The 16,710-nt window shown below is 59.7% G+C and carries 14 protein-coding genes and 2 pseudogenes; 11 read left to right on the top strand and 5 right to left on the bottom strand.

Translation table 11 applies throughout. From position 1 onward, the window contains the following. Positions 1 to 847 precede the first annotated feature (847 nt). Positions 848 to 2,056 carry a ParA family protein gene (locus tag BJG93_RS36005; RefSeq protein ID WP_027196626.1) on the top strand — a complete coding sequence of 403 codons (1,209 nt, stop codon included), beginning with the start codon at positions 848 to 850 and terminating at the stop codon, positions 2,054 to 2,056. Further along, a complete protein-coding gene (locus BJG93_RS36000) occupies positions 2,053 to 3,039 on the top strand; it encodes a ParB/RepB/Spo0J family partition protein (RefSeq protein ID WP_027196625.1) in 987 nt (328 codons plus the stop codon). Before BJG93_RS36005 ends, BJG93_RS36000 begins: the two co-directional genes overlap by 4 nt. Positions 3,040 to 4,052: 1,013 nt before the next feature. Here BJG93_RS36000 and istB read toward each other — a convergent pair. Together istB and istA are read right to left on the bottom strand one after the other, a co-directional pair. Continuing rightward, positions 4,053 to 4,634, bottom strand: a pseudogene (istB, locus tag BJG93_RS35995) (IS21-like element helper ATPase IstB); the annotation flags it as partial. Beyond that, positions 4,631 to 5,642, bottom strand: a pseudogene (gene istA, locus BJG93_RS35990) (IS21 family transposase). The pseudogenes istA and istB, both read right to left, overlap by 4 nt. Positions 5,643 to 7,568: 1,926 nt before the next feature. Between istA and BJG93_RS35985 the strand changes: the two are divergent. From BJG93_RS35985 to BJG93_RS35940, 9 genes are all read left to right on the top strand, one after another. Beyond that, positions 7,569 to 7,811 carry a type II toxin-antitoxin system ParD family antitoxin gene (locus tag BJG93_RS35985; protein ID WP_027196623.1) on the top strand — a complete coding sequence of 81 codons (243 nt, stop codon included), beginning with the start codon at positions 7,569 to 7,571 and terminating at the stop codon, positions 7,809 to 7,811. Continuing rightward, positions 7,808 to 8,110, top strand: coding sequence for a type II toxin-antitoxin system RelE/ParE family toxin (locus BJG93_RS35980; protein ID WP_027196622.1), 303 nt, complete (start codon positions 7,808 to 7,810; stop codon positions 8,108 to 8,110). The genes BJG93_RS35985 and BJG93_RS35980 overlap by 4 nt, the downstream gene beginning before the upstream one ends. Before the next feature lie 809 nt (positions 8,111 to 8,919). Further along, positions 8,920 to 9,252, top strand: coding sequence for a hypothetical protein (locus tag BJG93_RS35970; RefSeq protein WP_071336754.1), 333 nt, complete (start codon positions 8,920 to 8,922; stop codon positions 9,250 to 9,252). 250 nt (positions 9,253 to 9,502) lie between these two features. Next, positions 9,503 to 9,661, top strand: coding sequence for a hypothetical protein (locus tag BJG93_RS35965; protein WP_167544181.1), 159 nt, complete (start codon positions 9,503 to 9,505; stop codon positions 9,659 to 9,661). 142 nt (positions 9,662 to 9,803) lie between these two features. Then, positions 9,804 to 10,259 carry a type II RES/Xre toxin-antitoxin system antitoxin gene (gene parS, locus BJG93_RS35960; protein WP_027193709.1) on the top strand — a complete coding sequence of 152 codons (456 nt, stop codon included), beginning with the start codon at positions 9,804 to 9,806 and terminating at the stop codon, positions 10,257 to 10,259. Then, positions 10,256 to 10,726: an RES family NAD+ phosphorylase gene (locus BJG93_RS35955; RefSeq protein WP_154677418.1), complete on the top strand. Its 471-nt coding sequence runs from the start codon at positions 10,256 to 10,258 to the stop codon at positions 10,724 to 10,726. Before parS ends, BJG93_RS35955 begins: the two co-directional genes overlap by 4 nt. A gap of 22 nt (positions 10,727 to 10,748) precedes the next feature. Beyond that, complete coding sequence (locus BJG93_RS35950) at positions 10,749 to 10,928, top strand: hypothetical protein (protein ID WP_154671792.1); 180 nt, start codon at positions 10,749 to 10,751, stop codon at positions 10,926 to 10,928. A 978-nt stretch (positions 10,929 to 11,906) separates the two neighbouring features. Then, complete coding sequence (locus BJG93_RS35945; RefSeq protein ID WP_027196618.1) at positions 11,907 to 12,185, top strand: HU family DNA-binding protein; 279 nt, start codon at positions 11,907 to 11,909, stop codon at positions 12,183 to 12,185. 11 nt (positions 12,186 to 12,196) lie between these two features. Beyond that, a complete protein-coding gene (locus tag BJG93_RS35940) occupies positions 12,197 to 13,339 on the top strand; it encodes a PDDEXK nuclease domain-containing protein (RefSeq protein WP_231337700.1) in 1,143 nt (380 codons plus the stop codon). A 419-nt stretch (positions 13,340 to 13,758) separates the two neighbouring features. On the opposite strand, the gene BJG93_RS35935 is transcribed toward BJG93_RS35940, so the two are convergent. From BJG93_RS35935 to BJG93_RS35925, 3 genes are read right to left on the bottom strand one after another with little or no spacing between them, the layout of a single operon-like run. Then, a complete protein-coding gene (locus BJG93_RS35935) occupies positions 13,759 to 14,772 on the bottom strand; it encodes a tyrosine-type recombinase/integrase (RefSeq protein ID WP_027196616.1) in 1,014 nt (337 codons plus the stop codon). Beyond that, positions 14,765 to 15,739 (bottom strand): tyrosine-type recombinase/integrase, encoded by a 975-nt coding sequence (locus BJG93_RS35930; protein ID WP_027196615.1) that lies wholly within the window; start codon positions 15,737 to 15,739, stop codon positions 14,765 to 14,767. Before BJG93_RS35930 ends, BJG93_RS35935 begins: the two co-directional genes overlap by 8 nt. Continuing rightward, positions 15,736 to 16,695, bottom strand: coding sequence for a tyrosine-type recombinase/integrase (locus BJG93_RS35925; protein WP_027196614.1), 960 nt, complete (start codon positions 16,693 to 16,695; stop codon positions 15,736 to 15,738). Before BJG93_RS35925 ends, BJG93_RS35930 begins: the two co-directional genes overlap by 4 nt. Between the last annotated feature and the right edge of the window lie 15 nt (positions 16,696 to 16,710).

The raw sequence follows: 16,710 nt of genomic DNA, 5'->3' as shown, positions 1-16,710 counted from the left end.
GCGGCCCCCAAGCTCACGGTCAAAGATCTCTGGACCGGTACGGTACCGACGGGAAGGTGCGACGTCAACACAGATCACCTCACCTTAGGGAGCGACGGACACAGAACACCTCACCTTTCCCCGCGCGATCTTCACAATTCGTCTCACCATCGGTGCTAAAACGCCTCACCTTGCCCATCAATTTGCCTCACCTTGCAGTGGTAAACACCTCACCAAGGCGCTCAATTAACATCACCTTTGACACATTTCGCCTCACCTTACAAGCGTAAGTCATTGTTTTATATGAGGCTGCCAGTTCACGTTAGTTGTTGGTGAGTTTTGTTTTTTGATAAATACTAACAACCGGAGCGCCGGGCAAAAGGAACAGCGAGGTCGCAGATGATCCGACCTCGGTCAATGGGTTAGAGGCATCGATCCGACGGACCGGTGCGCTAGGTGCCTGCGCCCGCGTGAATTCGGCGAAAAGATCGACATGAAAATACCGATCTAAGGTGAGGCGAAATGTGTGTCCGCCCCAATGGGGCCGGAATATCGCTGCTTTGCGCGGGCTAAGGTGAGGTGTTCTGTGTTTAGCGCGGGTGCACGGAAACCGGTGGGTCGACTTTTTCTGCCTAGTGTTCTCGATTTTTCGTGGGTGCCTCCCAAAATTCGTTGTCATAACTCATTGAATATAAAAGAAATTCGGCGATTTTTCGTCGCAGCTAACTTTCGGTGCCAGATTTAAATGGCAATTCTTCGGCGGGGTGAGTATTCTACGGTTCGACGCGCTATCCATCGGAAACCGTAGAAACAGATGGTGAGCGTGAGGAAATCGTCTCACCGTTGATAAAAAGAGAGGAACTGCAAAATGAATTTGAGCGAATTGCCCGGCATCGACCGCCGCGTGAAGCTCTCCAACTTGGGGGAGTTCGCCGAGCGTCTGTCGGTGATGGCGAACGAACTACGGGACCAGATTCTTGCCCCCAGGCCGCGTAAGAGCCCTCCTGTATTCACAATCGGCGAGTTGTCGGAACTGTGCGGGATCGACCGTCAGAAGATCAATTACCTGGCGACCAAGGAAGGCGGCGAACTTCCGCGGGGTATGGCTCATGGCAGCGGAAGGGCGCGCATTTTCTCTCTGAAAGATGTGCGCACGTGGGTCCAGCAAGTATCGGACATTTATCAGACTCCGCTCGTTAGTGGTACTCGTGAGCATCGCGGTCGCGTGTTGATCACAGCGAATTTCAAGGGTGGTTCTTGTAAGACCACAACGACTATGTGTATCGCGCAGGGCTTGAGCTTGCGCGGGCGCAAAGTGCTTGTCATTGACCTCGATCCGCAAGCATCTCTGTCCGAGTTGTGCGGCCTTTATGCCGAGAAAGATGTGACTTGGGAGGACACGGTCCTTCCATTCATCTACGACCCGACCATCGAGGGCGGACTCGCGTCGAAGGTTCAAAGCACATATTGGGATGGCCTGGATGTCATCCCTGCACACAACTACCTGCACGACGCGGAATTCCATCTTCCAACCGCTCAACAGACTAACCCGGGCTTCGAGTTCTGGTCGGTTCTTCGCAAGGGAGTCGAACCGCTTCGAGCCCGGTACGACTACATCGTTTTGGACACTGCCCCATCCCTCTCCTACATGACCCTTAATGGTCTCATGGCGGCCGATTCGATGGTTATGCCGTTAGTCCCGGAAAGCTTGGACTTCATCTCGTCGGTATCTTTCTGGTCACTATTCGCCGAGGTGGCGCATGGTTTTGTAGAACATGAGGTCGATAAAACGTACGACTTCATCTCTGTGCTGCTGTCCAGAGTTGACTATGGAATGACATCATCTGCGCCAGTTGTTCGGTCTTGGTCGCAGCGCGCATATGGCGACTGGCTTCATACAACCGAGGTACCGGCGAGTTCTGTTATGAGCAACGGCGCATTGGCCTTCTCGACGGTCTTTGATCTTTCGCGTTCCGATGCTGTGGCGAAGACTCTAGCTCGGGTCAAGCAGCCGCTATTGGATTACTGCAAATGGATTGATGATCAGTATGTCGCTCAATGGAGGGCCGGACAATGAGCAACTTGCGTGAACGCATGATGAGCAAGACTGCTGACGTTCGTGCCGCGAAGGACATCCAGCTCGACCAGCAGCATGAGAAGCCCACCAGCCCTCGAACAGCGCCGGGGATGGCCGGCGCGTTGGCCCAGGCGCAACAGCGAATCGTCGAACTTGAGAAAGCGGGTACCGCATCGGACGTGAAGGTTTCGGAAATCGTTCCAAACCCGTGGCAGCCGCGGAAGGTGTTCAACGAAGCGAAGTTGACCCAACTTGCGGAATCGATCCGCGAAGCGGGGCTGGTCCAACCGATCATTGTTCGCCGCGCTGCGCACGGTCATCAGCTCGTCGCGGGGGAAAGACGTTGGCGCGCTCACAAGATGATCGATAAGGAGACGATCAAGGCCGTCATCATCGATCTTTCTGACGAAGAGATGGCGATGTTGGCCCTAGTGGAAAACATCGTGCGCGACGACTTGTCGGATTATGAGATCGCTCGCTCTATTCGCAGCACCGAAAAAGAGTTTCCCAACAGAAAGCGTATGGCAGAAGCATTGGGTTTCTCTCGTTCGGAACTGTATCGTTTCCTCGCGTTTGCTGACCTTCCCGACTTCGTTATCAAGGATCTGGATGTACAGCCGAGGCTGTTGGGCGCAACCGCGGCCGAGGGTTTGGTGTCAATCCTGCGCGACAAGGACGCGAAGGCGTTTGATGTCGCCAGACAGATGTGGGCCAGGGTGGTGGCGGGGGACCTCGATCAATTGAAACTCGCGAAGGCGATCAAGCAGGCTATCCAAAGCGGCGATGATGGGTCGCGCGGCGTTAGTGACCGTAGCATCGAGAAGATTTTTGCGGGGAAAAATCAGGCGGGGTCGATTACGAAAGACGCTGTGGGTTTCACGGTAAAGATCAGAGCAGGCATGCTCACCGCAGAGAAGGAGAAGCAGATACGTAGGCTCATCTCAGAGCTATTTTCTCCTAGCAGCGGCGGCAGCGCCGATTGAGGCGAACGGTTAAGGTGCTCATGGAGCACCTTTTTTCTTTTGGTCGCCACGCTTTCGCCGCGTCGGTGGTGTCCCAAGTTGGGACACGACTCCGGTTGAAGCGAGAGGGCGCTGCCGTCACGTGACGTGCAAGTTTGTACGAATTGTTCGAGATGCCATTGCAAATCGGTTAGCTCGTTTCTCACTCCGCGCACCTACCCTTCCGATTATTACCACGCTCTAGTCTTTGAACATTTGTCCCAAGTTGGGACACATAGGCGGACGCCTTCGTCTGATCACTCACCACCGCGTGGCGCTCTTCGGGCCGAGCCCCGACTTCGAACCAGCCTTGCGCTGTTAAGCTGCAAGCGGGACAGACGCAGATTCTGACGCCATCTTAACCACGCCAGCATCAAGGGAAGATTTTGTATCTCGGCCGGTCGCAAAGGCGCACTCCCGCCACAGGAACGACGAACACTTCGTGGTCGCTGCGGATAAGGCATCGTAAGCTCTGCCTCCCCAGATTGGATCCGGACGATCGCATCTCTTGACGACGGCTGTGTCGACTAGAGCGTCAATCGGTGCAGGACTGCTCGAGCGAATGGATTCTTAGGTCGCGAAGCGTGGGTGACCCTGCGTCCCGGAGCGCGACTCATCTGCGCCGCACAATGCACGTACCCGGAATGCTCAAGGCAAGGCGCACTGCACCGCGCGAAAAGCGAAGGTACTGCGCGCTCTAAAGTTGCAACGCGAGTCAGTCGACAAGCCGTTCAGGGGGTCGATCTGCGACACAGCGTTCCTCGCGTTTCCAAATACGGCACGACTGCAAGGAGGGCTCAAAGTTTGTCTGGCCTCGAGCGCCCAATCGTCCTCTTAGGACAGTTGCGGGCTGTTCGGTTTGAGTGACTTTGGACTTTGCCTTCGAACGCAAGCGTTGACCCATCGGTCACGAAAGGGGTGCTTAGGGAATTTCGCCCTAACTGTCAACGCCGACTGAAACCTGACCCACATTCGATGGTTTCGCCGAAGTAAATCTGATAGCGTTTCGCCACGACGTTGAAGAACAGATTCGCCTCCTCGTGCCCGAATGGCAGATAGCCGATTTCGTCGACGACCAGCAGCCTAGGCCCGATAACCGCGCGATTGAAGAACTCGCGCAGCCGATTCTGTTGCCGGGCGGCGGCCAATTGCATCATCAAGTCGGCGGCCGTGATGAACCGCGTCTTGATGCCCGCCTGCGCCGCGCGGTAAGCAAGCGAAGTCGCGATATGTGTCTTGCCAACACCGGATGGTCCGAGCAGCACGATGTTCTCGGCCCTTTCGATGAACGCCAGACTCGCAAGCTCTTGAATCTGCGCACGCGGTGCGCCGCTGGCGAAGCCAAAGTCATACTGTTCTAGCGTCTTGATGCCGGGCAACCCCGCCAACTTCGTGAGCATCTGGCGCTTGCGCTGTTCGCGAGCACCGAGTTCGGCTTGCAGAAGCTGCTCCAGGAAGTCGGCCATACTCGAATCGGCTGCGGCCGTGCGTTGAGCCAGCGGCGCCCAGTCGGTGGCGACGCAGTCGAGCTTCAGTTGCGCGCACAGCGCGGCGATGCGCTCACGTTGCAGATTCATGCGGCGAGCTCCAGCAACGTGTCATAGACCGCCAGCGGATGCTGCAGGCTCTCATGGGGCAACACCCGGCGATTGTCGGGCGCCGCGAGGACAGGCGCTTGAGCCGGCAATGGTAGAAGTGCCGCTCGTTCACCATGGAGCAACACGGCTGGACGCTCGCCCGTTGTTGCGTGACGGCGCACATTGGCAATCTCTGAGAGCCATCGGCCGAGGTGCGCATTGGCGGTCTCGACGTCCAGCTTCTGTCCGGATGACTCGAGCGTCGCGGCAAGGGGCACGACGAAGCTCTCCTTGAGATAGCGATTGAATCGCTCGACCTTGCCCCTTGGTCTTGGCACGGTATGGGCGACACACCTTCGGCGTGAAGCCGTAGGTCTCGGCCAGCGCCAGCAATTGCGGATTCCAGCGATGCTCGCCCACACCAAACGCATCGCGCTCGATGACCACCGATTTGGCGTTGTCGAATAGCACATGCTCCGGCGTGCCGCCGAAGTAGACCAGTGCTTCGCGCAGGCATTCGCACAGCGTCGCCGCGTCCTCGCGCGCGGTGAATCGCACAAAGCTCGCGCGGCTATAGCCCAACGTCGCGACCAGCGCGAGCAACCGCTCGCGGCCGCGCCGGATGACGGTGAAATCGGCCTGCATCTGCTTGCCCGGTGGCGTCTCGAAGCGCACGACCGGCTCGGCTTCGGGATGTTTGCGGGGTGCAAGGAACGCCTTGAACTGGCTGATGCCGCCTGCATAGCCGGCCTCCTGCAGTTCGCGCAGCAGAACTGTCGCTGGAATCCAGTCCGGCCGCGCTGCTGCCACGCGCTCCAGCAAATAGTCCTTGAACGGGTCGAGCTTCGTCGCTCGCGGCTCACGCGGCTTGTACCGTCTCGCTTCTTCATCTCTTCGATAGCGACGCACGGTGTTGCGCGATAAGCCCGTCTGCCTCGCTATCTCCCAAACCGCCGTCCCGCGTCTGGCTAATACTTTGATTTCCACTGCTTGCTCCTGAGTCAGCATCGGCGGCAAAAGCCGCCATCGTCTCCCAGGTGGGTCAGTTTTATGTCGGCGACAGGGTCAGTTTTACATCGGCGCTAACACCTAACAATCTTTTTCACCGCCAAGGACGGACGACGCAGACACGAACCGCCAACTTGAGCGCGGGAGGGTCCGTCTCATTGCAAGATGTGCCTCGTTTCCCGAACTGATACTGGCTCGGTGGAAGAGCGGCCATAACTGATTTGTGGACAGGAATCGCTTGGGAAAAACGCGCCGCTTTCATGCGGGGCCACGAGTGGTGCGCTGCTCCATGATCTCGGATCGAATGCGTGACGCTCGGTCTGTGGCGACACGTCGCGCGACAGCGTCCAATATTTTGATACCGCGGCCGCTCTAGTAACCCTGTTCCATCCACGCAGAGCGGGCGCACAGCCCGAAGCTGTTGGCTCCGTGCCCTCGAACTGGAACGCTTGATTGCAGCAACTTTCTAAGTATTCCTAAGTTAATGGCGTCTGCGCCGAACTGGTGCTCGAAACTTGGCGGCAGGCTTATTGCGGTCTCCGTGAAACATTGCCGAACGATTTTCACTTGCCTGAAAACCCGCGTCCGTAGGCGCTTCCCCGCAGTTCTTGGCAATTGTTTCACGGCGCACCCTCACGAAGGCCGACAAAATGGCGATTGTGCGAGAGTTGAACAGGGATTTCGGTGCGACTCAGATCGGTCTGTAGTGAACGTTACGTAATCTGTAGCGCTGACCATGTTCCGGTCGAACGGCTTTGCTGTCTTCCGCGGCGTGGCCCGTACCCCGTAGACGTGGGAAGCCTCCGCCGCTCGGATGACGAAGCGGACGGGCGCAAGGCTCCGGCAGCCCCGCGCGTTTCGCGCCCGATCAGGCTACGGCAATATGATGCAGATGGGCGCAACTTATCGTCATGCGTGTAGGTTACCTTGAGAATAGGTGATGCCGCGAGGCAGCTCTGCAAAGGCGCAGGCCGCCGCGTCGACCGTTGCCGCGCAGTCCCGTTTCCGGCACGAGCGTGTCGTCCGCAGTCTTTCACTGCGCATGGCCGATCGCCTCAAACTCGTCGCTCTCGCGCTGCCCGCAGACTGCGCGCCAGAATCGCTCCCGGCCCCAGTATCTCAATTCGTGGTGGCCTGCTGGCCCGGAATGAGCCGAGCGCAGTTGCTTGAACGCGCACGTCGGTCTGGGTTGCGCGCTTCGCGGCGGGCGCGCCACGACCGCGGGCCCGACGGCGTGCATCTATATGGACTCGTGCTGGTGAGAGGCGATGCGCGCGCCGACCTCGTAGCTCACGTGCGCCGACTCGTGCGTCGCGGTGGGACGCGGCGCGCCCGAGCCTCTTTGCCGCCAGCGCAGGACGAGAGGCAAACCGGACTCTTCTAAGAGCCCGGTAATGGAGTAGTTGCGCCTTGCGGCCACATTTCTTGTCGCGCCTGACACACTCGCGATCGGAGCGAAGAACGTGAAGGCGACCGGTCTGCCGGTTTTGCCGACGAGGCTACGATGCGTTAACGCGCACCTGGCAAACCGGGTCGTAAGCCCCTGCGCACGATCCTGCATACGTTCGTCTGTTTTCCGTGAAGATGGAAAACGGCCGAGAGTCTATGAAAGAGAGCCCCGTGCGGAGACTGGTCGGCGCGCCACCGATCGCCAGGTCGGTAGCTATCCGGAGCCTTGGGAAACGATGGAGGATTCTCTCCGCAGTGCGGAGAGAATCTTGCTAAATGTTCCTTATGGACCACGTTTCCGGTGGCGTGGCCGCTCGACCAGACGGAGGCGGCGACACCGGGCTTCATGGGCCGCGCCCAGTTGATGGACCGCGTGCGCTGGCTCCCGTTACTTGCGCCGCTGTGGACGTCCGGAACCTGGACCAGCCCATAGTACCAAAATTTGGTACTATGGCTTAAACACAGCTGGAGTCCATCATGAGCAAGAATACGTCTGTTTCCCTTGGGGCACACTTTGCTGAATTCGTCGAGGACCGCGTTCGCGCCGGGCGCTATAGCACCGCGAGTGACGTGGTGCGGGCTGGTCTACGCTTGCTCGAAGAACAGGAAGCGAAGCTCGATGCGCTGCGTTCAGAATTGGAAAAGGGAGAGCGTTCGGGTGCGTCCAAACCATTTGACTTTGACGCCTTCCTCGCTCGCAAACGGAAGTCGACCACGTGAAGGGTTTCGTCCTCTCGCCGGCCGCGGAGCTCGATCTGAATGATATATGGGACTACTCGCTCGAAAATTGGGGTGCCACGCAGGCTGATCGGTATATCCGACTGATTCAGGACACCATAATCGGGTTGGTACAGGGCACGCAACCGAGCCGGTCCGCTTCCCACGTTCGTGCCGGTTATCGAAGTGTGCTGGTCGGTGCGCACATTGTGTTTTTCAAGGAGCACGATGAGCTGGTCGATGTCATCCGGATACTTCATCAGCGGATGGATCCTTCGAAACATGTGGCGAGTGAGAACTAGTTGGTCGACTGAATGAATTTTGCAGAGTCTGTCTGCAAAATCACCCGCGCCTCAGATCATGCAGACAGCGTCTGCGAAATCGACGGGACAACCGGTCCCATATGTAGGAGTGCGTACTACCTTCACACTGTCCATAGTCGCACATGCGTTTCCTCTGCCCTGGTCGTCATGCGTTCGACTGCTTTCCGAAGACGGAGGCCGCCCGAGAGTTCTTTGAAACCGAGGCTTTACGCGAAGGCTGGTCGGTGCGCCCGCTGGATCGCCAGATCGGCAGCCAGCTCTACGAACGGCCTACCGATTGGCAACAGCATTGCCGAGTCCGCGGTGAACCAGGTCGTCAGTTACCGTATGGCCAGGAAACGACAGATGCGTTGGACCGACGTAGAACGTATTAAATTTGCCTCTACTGCGTGATTGAATGCGCCACTTCGCTTCGGCGTCGCCGAAGTGCAACTAACCGTCATTGGCCGCCGCGACCTTCCACTGCTTCGCTACAAAAACCGCTGGGCAAAAGGGAGGTGGTCTTATACATCGCGGACGGCACCGAAATGCGACGATTACCCGTTCGACACACCAAAGGCATCACTGCCCAGCCTCAGAAGCACGCGATCGTGGATTGCGAAGCGGTCCTGCCGCCGCATCGCCGGGGCGTCGTCGAACGGACCGGGAGCAGCCCATAGCAAAAGTGTGAACGACACAGACGCAGTGGAAGGGTGCTTCGATCACGTTGCTGCTGATCATGAACGGGCTCTGCCGGCGACACTGCGGACATCGCGTCCGGAGTTCCTGCCGATGGGCAGGCGCTCGCGGTGGCTGATGCGGCGCGGCTCACGCTGGAGGCCGATATCGCCCGCCTGCAGCGGGAAAACCGTGACAGCGACGCCGCCTTGGCACAAGTCCGCGCGGACTTTGCGCGCGAGCTGGACAAGCTGCGTGAGGACGGCAGCGCTCGGAAGAGCGTCTGCGGGCAGCAGAACAGCGCGCGCTACTCGAGATTGAGCGCGAACGCGCACTGGCCACGCGACTGCACGAAGATCTGGATGCTGCGGGGCGGCGGGCCGAGCAGCATGACGAGCGTCATCGCGCTGAATCGGAAACCTTGCGAGGCCAGCTGGGCGACGCCAGACATCAGGCCGGGCTGATGCAGGGTCGGCTCGACGCGCTTGAGGCAACCAACGCTGCGTATATGGACGAGCTTGAGACTCTTCGACAAAACCTTTCCACTGTGCCGGCTTCTGGCGTGGGGATCGCAGGGCGCTCAGCGCGGCGCACCGTCGCGGCGAGGAAGCCTGTGCTGACCGTTCGCAAGGATCGCGGAGTAAAGGAGTCTACCGAGTGAAAAAGGTGCCCCGGCGGCGGCGTCGCCCAGCGTGTCCACCGATCGGAGCGCTGATGCGATACGGAACCCGGATCGTACGCGTGATTGCCGAAGTCAGTGGTCAGCGGGTGGTGATCGAGTCAGTCAGCGAGGATGGCCGGGTGTTTCGCAGCGCGGTCAAATGGAGCAGTCTTTCGGAACTGGAAAATGGGCTGTTTCAGGAGGCCGGATAAACCTCGTATTGCGGTTGGGAGGGTTGGGAGAGATTGCTGGATATGGCACTGGCGGCCGCCGTCAACGGGAAGCAAAAAGCGGCGTGGCAGTCGGACGGCAAAATGCCTATAATGAATGGGCAAATTGCCGAATGGAGCCGCGATGATCACTGTCTCTTTCAAGCCAAGCGGAGCGGGCAACCCGCGCCGGGAAGAGTTCGCCCTGTTGCAGCGGCTGCTTGATGCGCCCGTGCGCAGCGGTTCCGACCTTGCAGAGCTCGCGACCGAACGGGTCGGCGTCGCCGTGATCGACCGTCTTGCAGAGCACGGACTGAAGGCCGACGAACTGTCTTTCATCATCCCCCGGCGGACGCTGACACACCGTCGGCAACAGCACGAGCGACTCTCGACGGAGGAGTCAGACAAGGCGATTCGTCTCGCCAAGATCGTCGCCCAGGCGACCTCAGCCTTTGGCAATGCCGGGAAGGCAATGCTGTGGCTGCGAAATTCCCAGAAGCGGTTCGGTGGGAGGACCGCGCTCGATATGGCGAGCACCGAGCACGGCGCCCGGTTGGTCGAGGAGGCGCTCGTCCAGCTTGACGAAGGGTACTTTGCCTGATGGTCCTGTGGAGAATCAGTAACTACGCCGACCTGAAAGGCATTGGTGGCCAGCGGGCAGCGGGCCGATGGCATTTCGCCGGCCAGCCGGTAGTGTATCTGGCCGAACATCCCGCGGCCGCCCTTCTCGAGATTCTGGTACATCTGGAAATCGGCAGCCCCGCTGATCTACCCGATACGTACCAGCTGCTCAGGGTTGAAGTGGCAGACGACGTAACGATTGCGGAGATGACCGACGACGGCATCCCCGCCAACTGGCGGGACGATATGGCGTGGTCCCAGGATGCCGGGACTGAATGGCTGGGTGCCGGCGGCAGCGTGCTGCTTAAGGTGCCAAGCGCAGTCGTTCCTTACGCGCACAACTACCTGATGAATCCCGAACACGAAGACGCGGGTCACCTCACGATCAGCATGGCAATCCAGGTCCGACACGATTCCCGTATTCTGAAATTGCTGTCAAAAGGGTAGGGAAACGCTGACGAAATATTGCGTGAGCTACGAGCACAGCTTGTCCACTGCGCCCGATGACTTTATCGTCCACGTGCCTTCGCAGGTCGTCGCGGATGTTCCGGCAAACGTGCCGCGCGCGCTGCTGCCCGAATTCATCGCCGGGCTCATCTTGCAGCGTTCACCCCGCATCGGGCGGATCCGCAACCTGCGTATTCTCTGATCGGGTGCTCCGTGCGCGCGAGCTGTCACATAGCCGTAGACCGGCCGGATGATCGCCGAAGCGTGGGGGTTAGTCCGGAGTGGTCGAGTCAGTTCGGGAGGATGGCCGGATGTTTCGCAGCGTGGGCCAGCTTTTCATGATGTTGCCAGTGGCTGCTACTTTTACTTCCGTAACGCTGCTACTTTTGCTTCATCGCACGATTGCGTCAGAGCCATTACGCCGGAGCTCCGGCACGCGGCCTTGCCGTGACGATAGGTGAGTGTCTTCGGCAGGTCGCTTGCTGAATCGGGGCACAGGCGGCGAAAGGGGCGGGGCGACATGAACTGGTGGTGCAATAAGGCTTATCACCATTGAGCGCCGTGAGAGGGCGTGCCCGTGACCACCGACACCGGGTCGAGCGATGGATCGCAACGCTCAGCGTCGCGCGGCTACTTGAGGGCGCCATGGGGAAAGGTAGAGGGGTAGGGAAGTCTGTTCTCTTAACTGCGGCTCAGGCTTGTCTCCGGGTGACGGGTACCTTAACGGTGACCTGTCGCAAAGGAGTTCCGAGACTCGATGCATTAAATGCAGTTTTGCTAGTAGCAGTTATCAAAACTAGAAGAGTGACGCAAATCGCCGGCCGTTCTTCGCTTTCCGTCGCCGGGCGCCCGTGGGGACAGCCACGGGAGTTCGCTTGGTTCGCGTGGCAGAGCCTGAAGGCGCGACCAGCGCGAGGAGGGGCGCAAGCCGGCAAGGATGGCGATCGTTGCTTCGCCCCATCAGCGGGAAAACGGGGCCGATCGAGGCGGACGGACGGCATCGCGGCGCCGTCTGGAAGGCGGCCAGCCCCGCAAAGGGTTACCTTTGACGACAGTGTCATCGGTGGGCAACGTTGGCCGCATCAAGGCCGGCTCGGCGGCGCCGCTCTGAAGCCGGTTGCGCACCGGTCAGCGGATCGGGTAGGGTGACGGCATTCAAGCCAACCTGAAGGACATCACCATGAACAAGCAGGACCTCGTCGCCGCCGTCGCCGCCAAAACCGGCACCAGCAAGGCGCTGGCCGCTGAAACGCTCGACGCGCTGCTCGGCACCATCGCAGCGACCGTCACGAAGGGCGACGCCGTGCAGCTGATCGGGTTCGGTGCGTTTTCGACCGGGGCACGGGCCGCGCGCGTCGGCCGCAATCCGTCGACTGGCGCGGAAATCCAGATTCCTGCGGCGAAGACGGTCAAGTTCACGGCGGGCAAGGCGTTCAAGGATGCCGTCAACGCGTCATGAGGGAGGACGCGATGGTGCCCGGCGATTACGCCGGCCTGCATGAGGAAGTGGTCAATGTCGTCGAGTCGGCGCGACGCGCGGCGGCACGCAACGTCAATGCCGTGATGACCGCCGCATACTGGGAGATCGGGCGGCGGATTGTCGCCACTGAGCAGGGCGGGCAGGCACGCGCCGGCTACGGGCAGGCGCTGATCGCGAGACTCGCCGACGACCTGACACGCCGCTTCGGCCGCGGGTTCGGCAAGGCCAATCTGGCGAACATGCGCGCGTTCTACGTCGCCTGGCCGGCGGCGGAGATTTTCCAGACAGTGACTGGAAAATCGGCAGTTCCCGAAAATTTCCAGACGCCGTCTGGAAAATTGCTGCCGCCAATAGACGTCGTCGATGGCATTGCAACGGCGCCGGATTACATGGCGTTAGGCGCACGTTTCACGCTGCCGTGGTCCGCCTATGTGCGCCTGCTTTCCGTGAAGACCGCGGCCGCCCGCGCTTTCTATGAAACAGAGGCATTGCGCGAAGGTTGGTCGGTGCGCCAGCTCGACCGCCAGATCAGTAGCCAGCTTTACGAGCGGCTGGCGTTGTCGCGCAACAAGGCGGCGCTGCTCAGGAAAGCTGCTGATGCCCAGCCGGGCGATCTCCCAACGCCCCAGGAAGCGATTCGCGACCCGTTCGTACTGGAGTTTCTCGACATAAAGGACGAGTACTCAGAGTCCGATCTTGAGGAAGCGCTCATCCAGCATCTGGCGGACTTCCTGCTGGAGCTGGGCGACGACTTCGCTTTCGTCGGCAGGCAACGCCGCCTGAGAATCGACGACACCTGGTTTAGAGTTGATCTGGTGTTCTTTCATCGGCGATTGCGATGTTTGGTCATCATCGATCTCAAGGTCGGTCGCTTCAGCTATGCGGACGCCGGGCAGATGCATCTCTACCTGAATTACGCGCGCGAGCACTGGATGAAACCCGGGGAGAATCCGCCGGTGGGCATGATCCTTTGTGCCGAGAAAGGTGCGGCCGAAGCACACTACGCGCTGGACAACCTGCCAAACAAGGTGCTCGCGGCGGAGTATCAGACTGTGTTGCCAGATGAAGCGGTGATCGTGCAGGAACTGGAGCGCACTGCAGCGGAATTGGACCGACGTACCGGAGCATCGTAAAGCGTAGCATGGCCTCCAGGACAGACAGGGTTTCGGATGCATTTGGAACGAGATGGGATGAGTCGGCACATGCATCCTCATATGGCGCGGGTCAAATGTTCCCTATGTCGAAGCTCATGCAGAACCGACGAAAGCTTGGTCGCGATGGCAGCGTTATTTCGACCAATTGTTCTCACGAATATTGGCACGAACGCCACTTGCCGCCCTCTTCGGCCAGTCGACCTAACGCTACATAGAGGGCGGCTGTCAACGCACAACGCACGTTCATTTATTTCCATTGGAAGACGGGAGTTCGGCCTTATGCGAAGCTTTCCATAAGGCCGATTATGCCAAGTCGTTGATTATGGAAAGTAGCAGGTCGGAACTCGCGTCGAGAGCTGATGGAAAGCGGGCAAGCACGAATTCCGGCCTTTGCATAATCACAGCGCCTTCAGGAAGTTGAGCAGCGAGTCAGGTGCCCGATAGCGCGGGACCTTGCTGCCTGGTTCGTGAAGCCTGGCAAGCGCACGTTCCTTCATGTTCAGGTCGGCTTCGACGTAATGGTGTGTCGTGACGGGGCTCTCATGTCCGAGCCACAACGCGATTACGCTGATGTCGACGCCAGCCTGTAGTAGGTGCATGGCCGTGGTGTGTCGGATGGTATGGGGCGATACGTGTCGCTCTGCCAGGCCGGGAGAGGAACGGGCTGCGTTCCTGGCAGCCAACGTCAGCCTCAACGCAACATTGGCTCTCGTCATTGCGTGACCGTTCCGATTCGGAAGCAGTGGCGATGTCGGCTGGAATTCCGGATTGACCCGCAACCATGCCCGTGCCGCCTTCACGGTAGAGCGCCAAAGCGGCACACTGCGCTGCTTGCGTCCTTTGCCGCGCAAATGAATGCAGGCAGAACTGTCATCAAGGACCACATCCGCGACTTTCACCCCGGTAATCTCCGAGACGCGCGCTCCGGTGTTGTACATCAGCAGGAACAGAAGGTGATCGCGTTGGCTCAGCCAGGAACCGCCGGGCGTACCGATCACCGTTAGCATCTCCTCGCGCGACAGATAGCTAAATATCGGGCGCTCGAAGCGCTTGAGCGGAACGCCCAAGGCGCGCTCAATCGCTTGTAACGACGCGACATCGCGGTGCGCGGCAAACTTCAGGAACGACCGCAGCGCTGCCAGACGTGCATTGCGCGTGCGTACACAATTGTGCCTTTGACGTTCAAGGTGATCGAGGAAGGCCATGATCAGTTCCGGCGTCATATCGGCGAGTGCCATCGTGGCTGGCGGCTTGCCCAGGCTCGCCTCTACGAAGTCAAGGAAGAGTACGAAGCTATCGCGATAGGCTGCAATGGTTTGCTCGCTGAGTGCCCGCTGCTGGGTCAGGTATTCGGCGAACCAGGCTTGCACGAGCGCGGCAAACGAAGGCGCTGTCTTAGTTTGCCTATACATTGCCGTCTCCGGCGAGATCGGCGAAACGCTCAAACTTGCCGCCGGCCAAGGCCATCAATTCCGGAACAGCCGTCAGATACCAGTACGTATAGAAGATCTCGGCATGACCCATGTAGGTCGACAGCGCCAGCATCATCTGATCGATGTCGGTACCCTCGGCATGCCAGAGCATCATGCGTCGCACGGCGAAGGTATGCCGCAGATCATGAAGCCGTGGCGCCGTATGAGCGCCGCGGTTCACCCAGCCAAGGCTATCACGTAGCGAGTTGAAGACACGATGAGCCTGTCGCTCTCCAAGGGGCTGTCCCAGTCGCCGACCACGACTGCTGATCAGAAACGACATGTCAGGGGTATTGGCAATCTGCTGAATGCGTTGCCGTCGGTAGCGCCTTAACGCGGCAACGGTGCCCGGATGGATCGGCAGTTCTCGCGACTTGGCGAACTTGGTCTGTCGAATGGTCAGCATCCCACGCTTGAGGTCGACGTCGGCATCGCGCAAATGAATGGCCTCGGAGACCCGCAGGCCAGTCGAGGCCATCAGGCCGAACAAGGTCTCGTAGGTAACTGGCCGGAGACTTCCCTTTGGATCGAGCCGGCAGGCCGCCGCCAGCAACGCAACGATTTCGTCCTCATGGAAGATATGCGGGGCAACACGTCCCCGCTCAGGACCGAACACCGCTTCCTCCGGGATTTCGGTATCCGGTTCGAACTGCTTCAGGTAGCGGGCGAAGTGGCGAACTATCGCCAACCGGGCCGCCCAGGTCGCCGGCGTGTCACGGTGCCATTTATCCTGCCGGGCCCAATCCGTCATGAGGTCGGCCGTAAGTGGGCCACGGTGATGCCGATCGGCGGCGTAACGGGCGAAACTGGCTAGGAGCGTGTCCCGCGAGCGCAACTCAAATCCCAGGGAGCGCCTCTCGACGAAGTAGTCGTCGATCCGCTGCTGCAAGCTGATGCGCGCGCTCATGATTGACTCCCCGGCCACGGCAGAGCGACTGCCGACAGCTTCGGCGTGTCTAGCTTGGCGTAGATCAGGGTGGTATTGAGCGACCGGTGACGCAGCAGGTCAGCCACTTCCTTGAGCGAGCTGCCGTTCTCGACGAGGCGACAGGCCAGGGTATGCCGAAGTGCGTGGGCACTGGAGTGCAGCAGACCGCTACGACTGCAGGCCCGCTTGATCACCTTCTGGACCGCCGTCGAGGTAACGGGCTGGTCTCGCCCTGCTACTCGCCGGACAAAGAGGGCCGGGTGGCTGGTCGCTGGACGTTCGTGTTGCAGATAGTCAGCCAGCGCCTGCCCGCATGCCATCGGCAACGGCATGACGTCCTGGCGCAGCGACTTCGTGCCTCTCAACGTCACGGTGCCTTCGCGCCAGTCGATGTCGCGGATCATGAGATGTGCGATCTCGCCAGAACGCAACCCCATGTCCAGTGCCAGCCGGACCATCGCATAGCTACGCTTCGGCCAGCGCCGAGCGCCTGCAACGGCGCCCAGGAGGCGGATAACTTCTTCTGGCTTGAGCGCACGTGGCAGGGATGCCAGCTTCCAGTGGACCGGATTCAGAATGACGGTGGAGAGCTTGCCGGGTTGGTCTCCGCAAACGGTCCGGTAACGCAGATAACTACGTAACGTTGCTGCCAGATGGGAGGCATAAGAAGCCGAGCCGCCTGCTCTCAACTGCGCCGAAAGAAACTGGCGAACATCGTCGGGGCGCACCTTTCTGAAGTCGATAGCGCACCGCTCGAATCTGTCTCGCAAGAGCAAGCCGACAACACGAAGTCGGTTCTTACGGGTCTCGGCTGCCAGTCCCCGTACATCGCGCAGATATGCCTCGTAGCGATGCAATTCGGCAGTAATGTGCGGTGGGAATGATGCAAAAGACGGCGCGTTGGACTTGGCCGGGTACAAACGGGTTGGCTTCATAACGGTCCCCTCAGG

Origin of the sequence: Paraburkholderia sprentiae WSM5005, assembly GCF_001865575.2 — a bacterium.
GTDB classification, from domain to species: domain Bacteria; phylum Pseudomonadota; class Gammaproteobacteria; order Burkholderiales; family Burkholderiaceae; genus Paraburkholderia; species Paraburkholderia sprentiae.
This window is presented reverse-complemented; position numbering and strand designations above follow the sequence as displayed.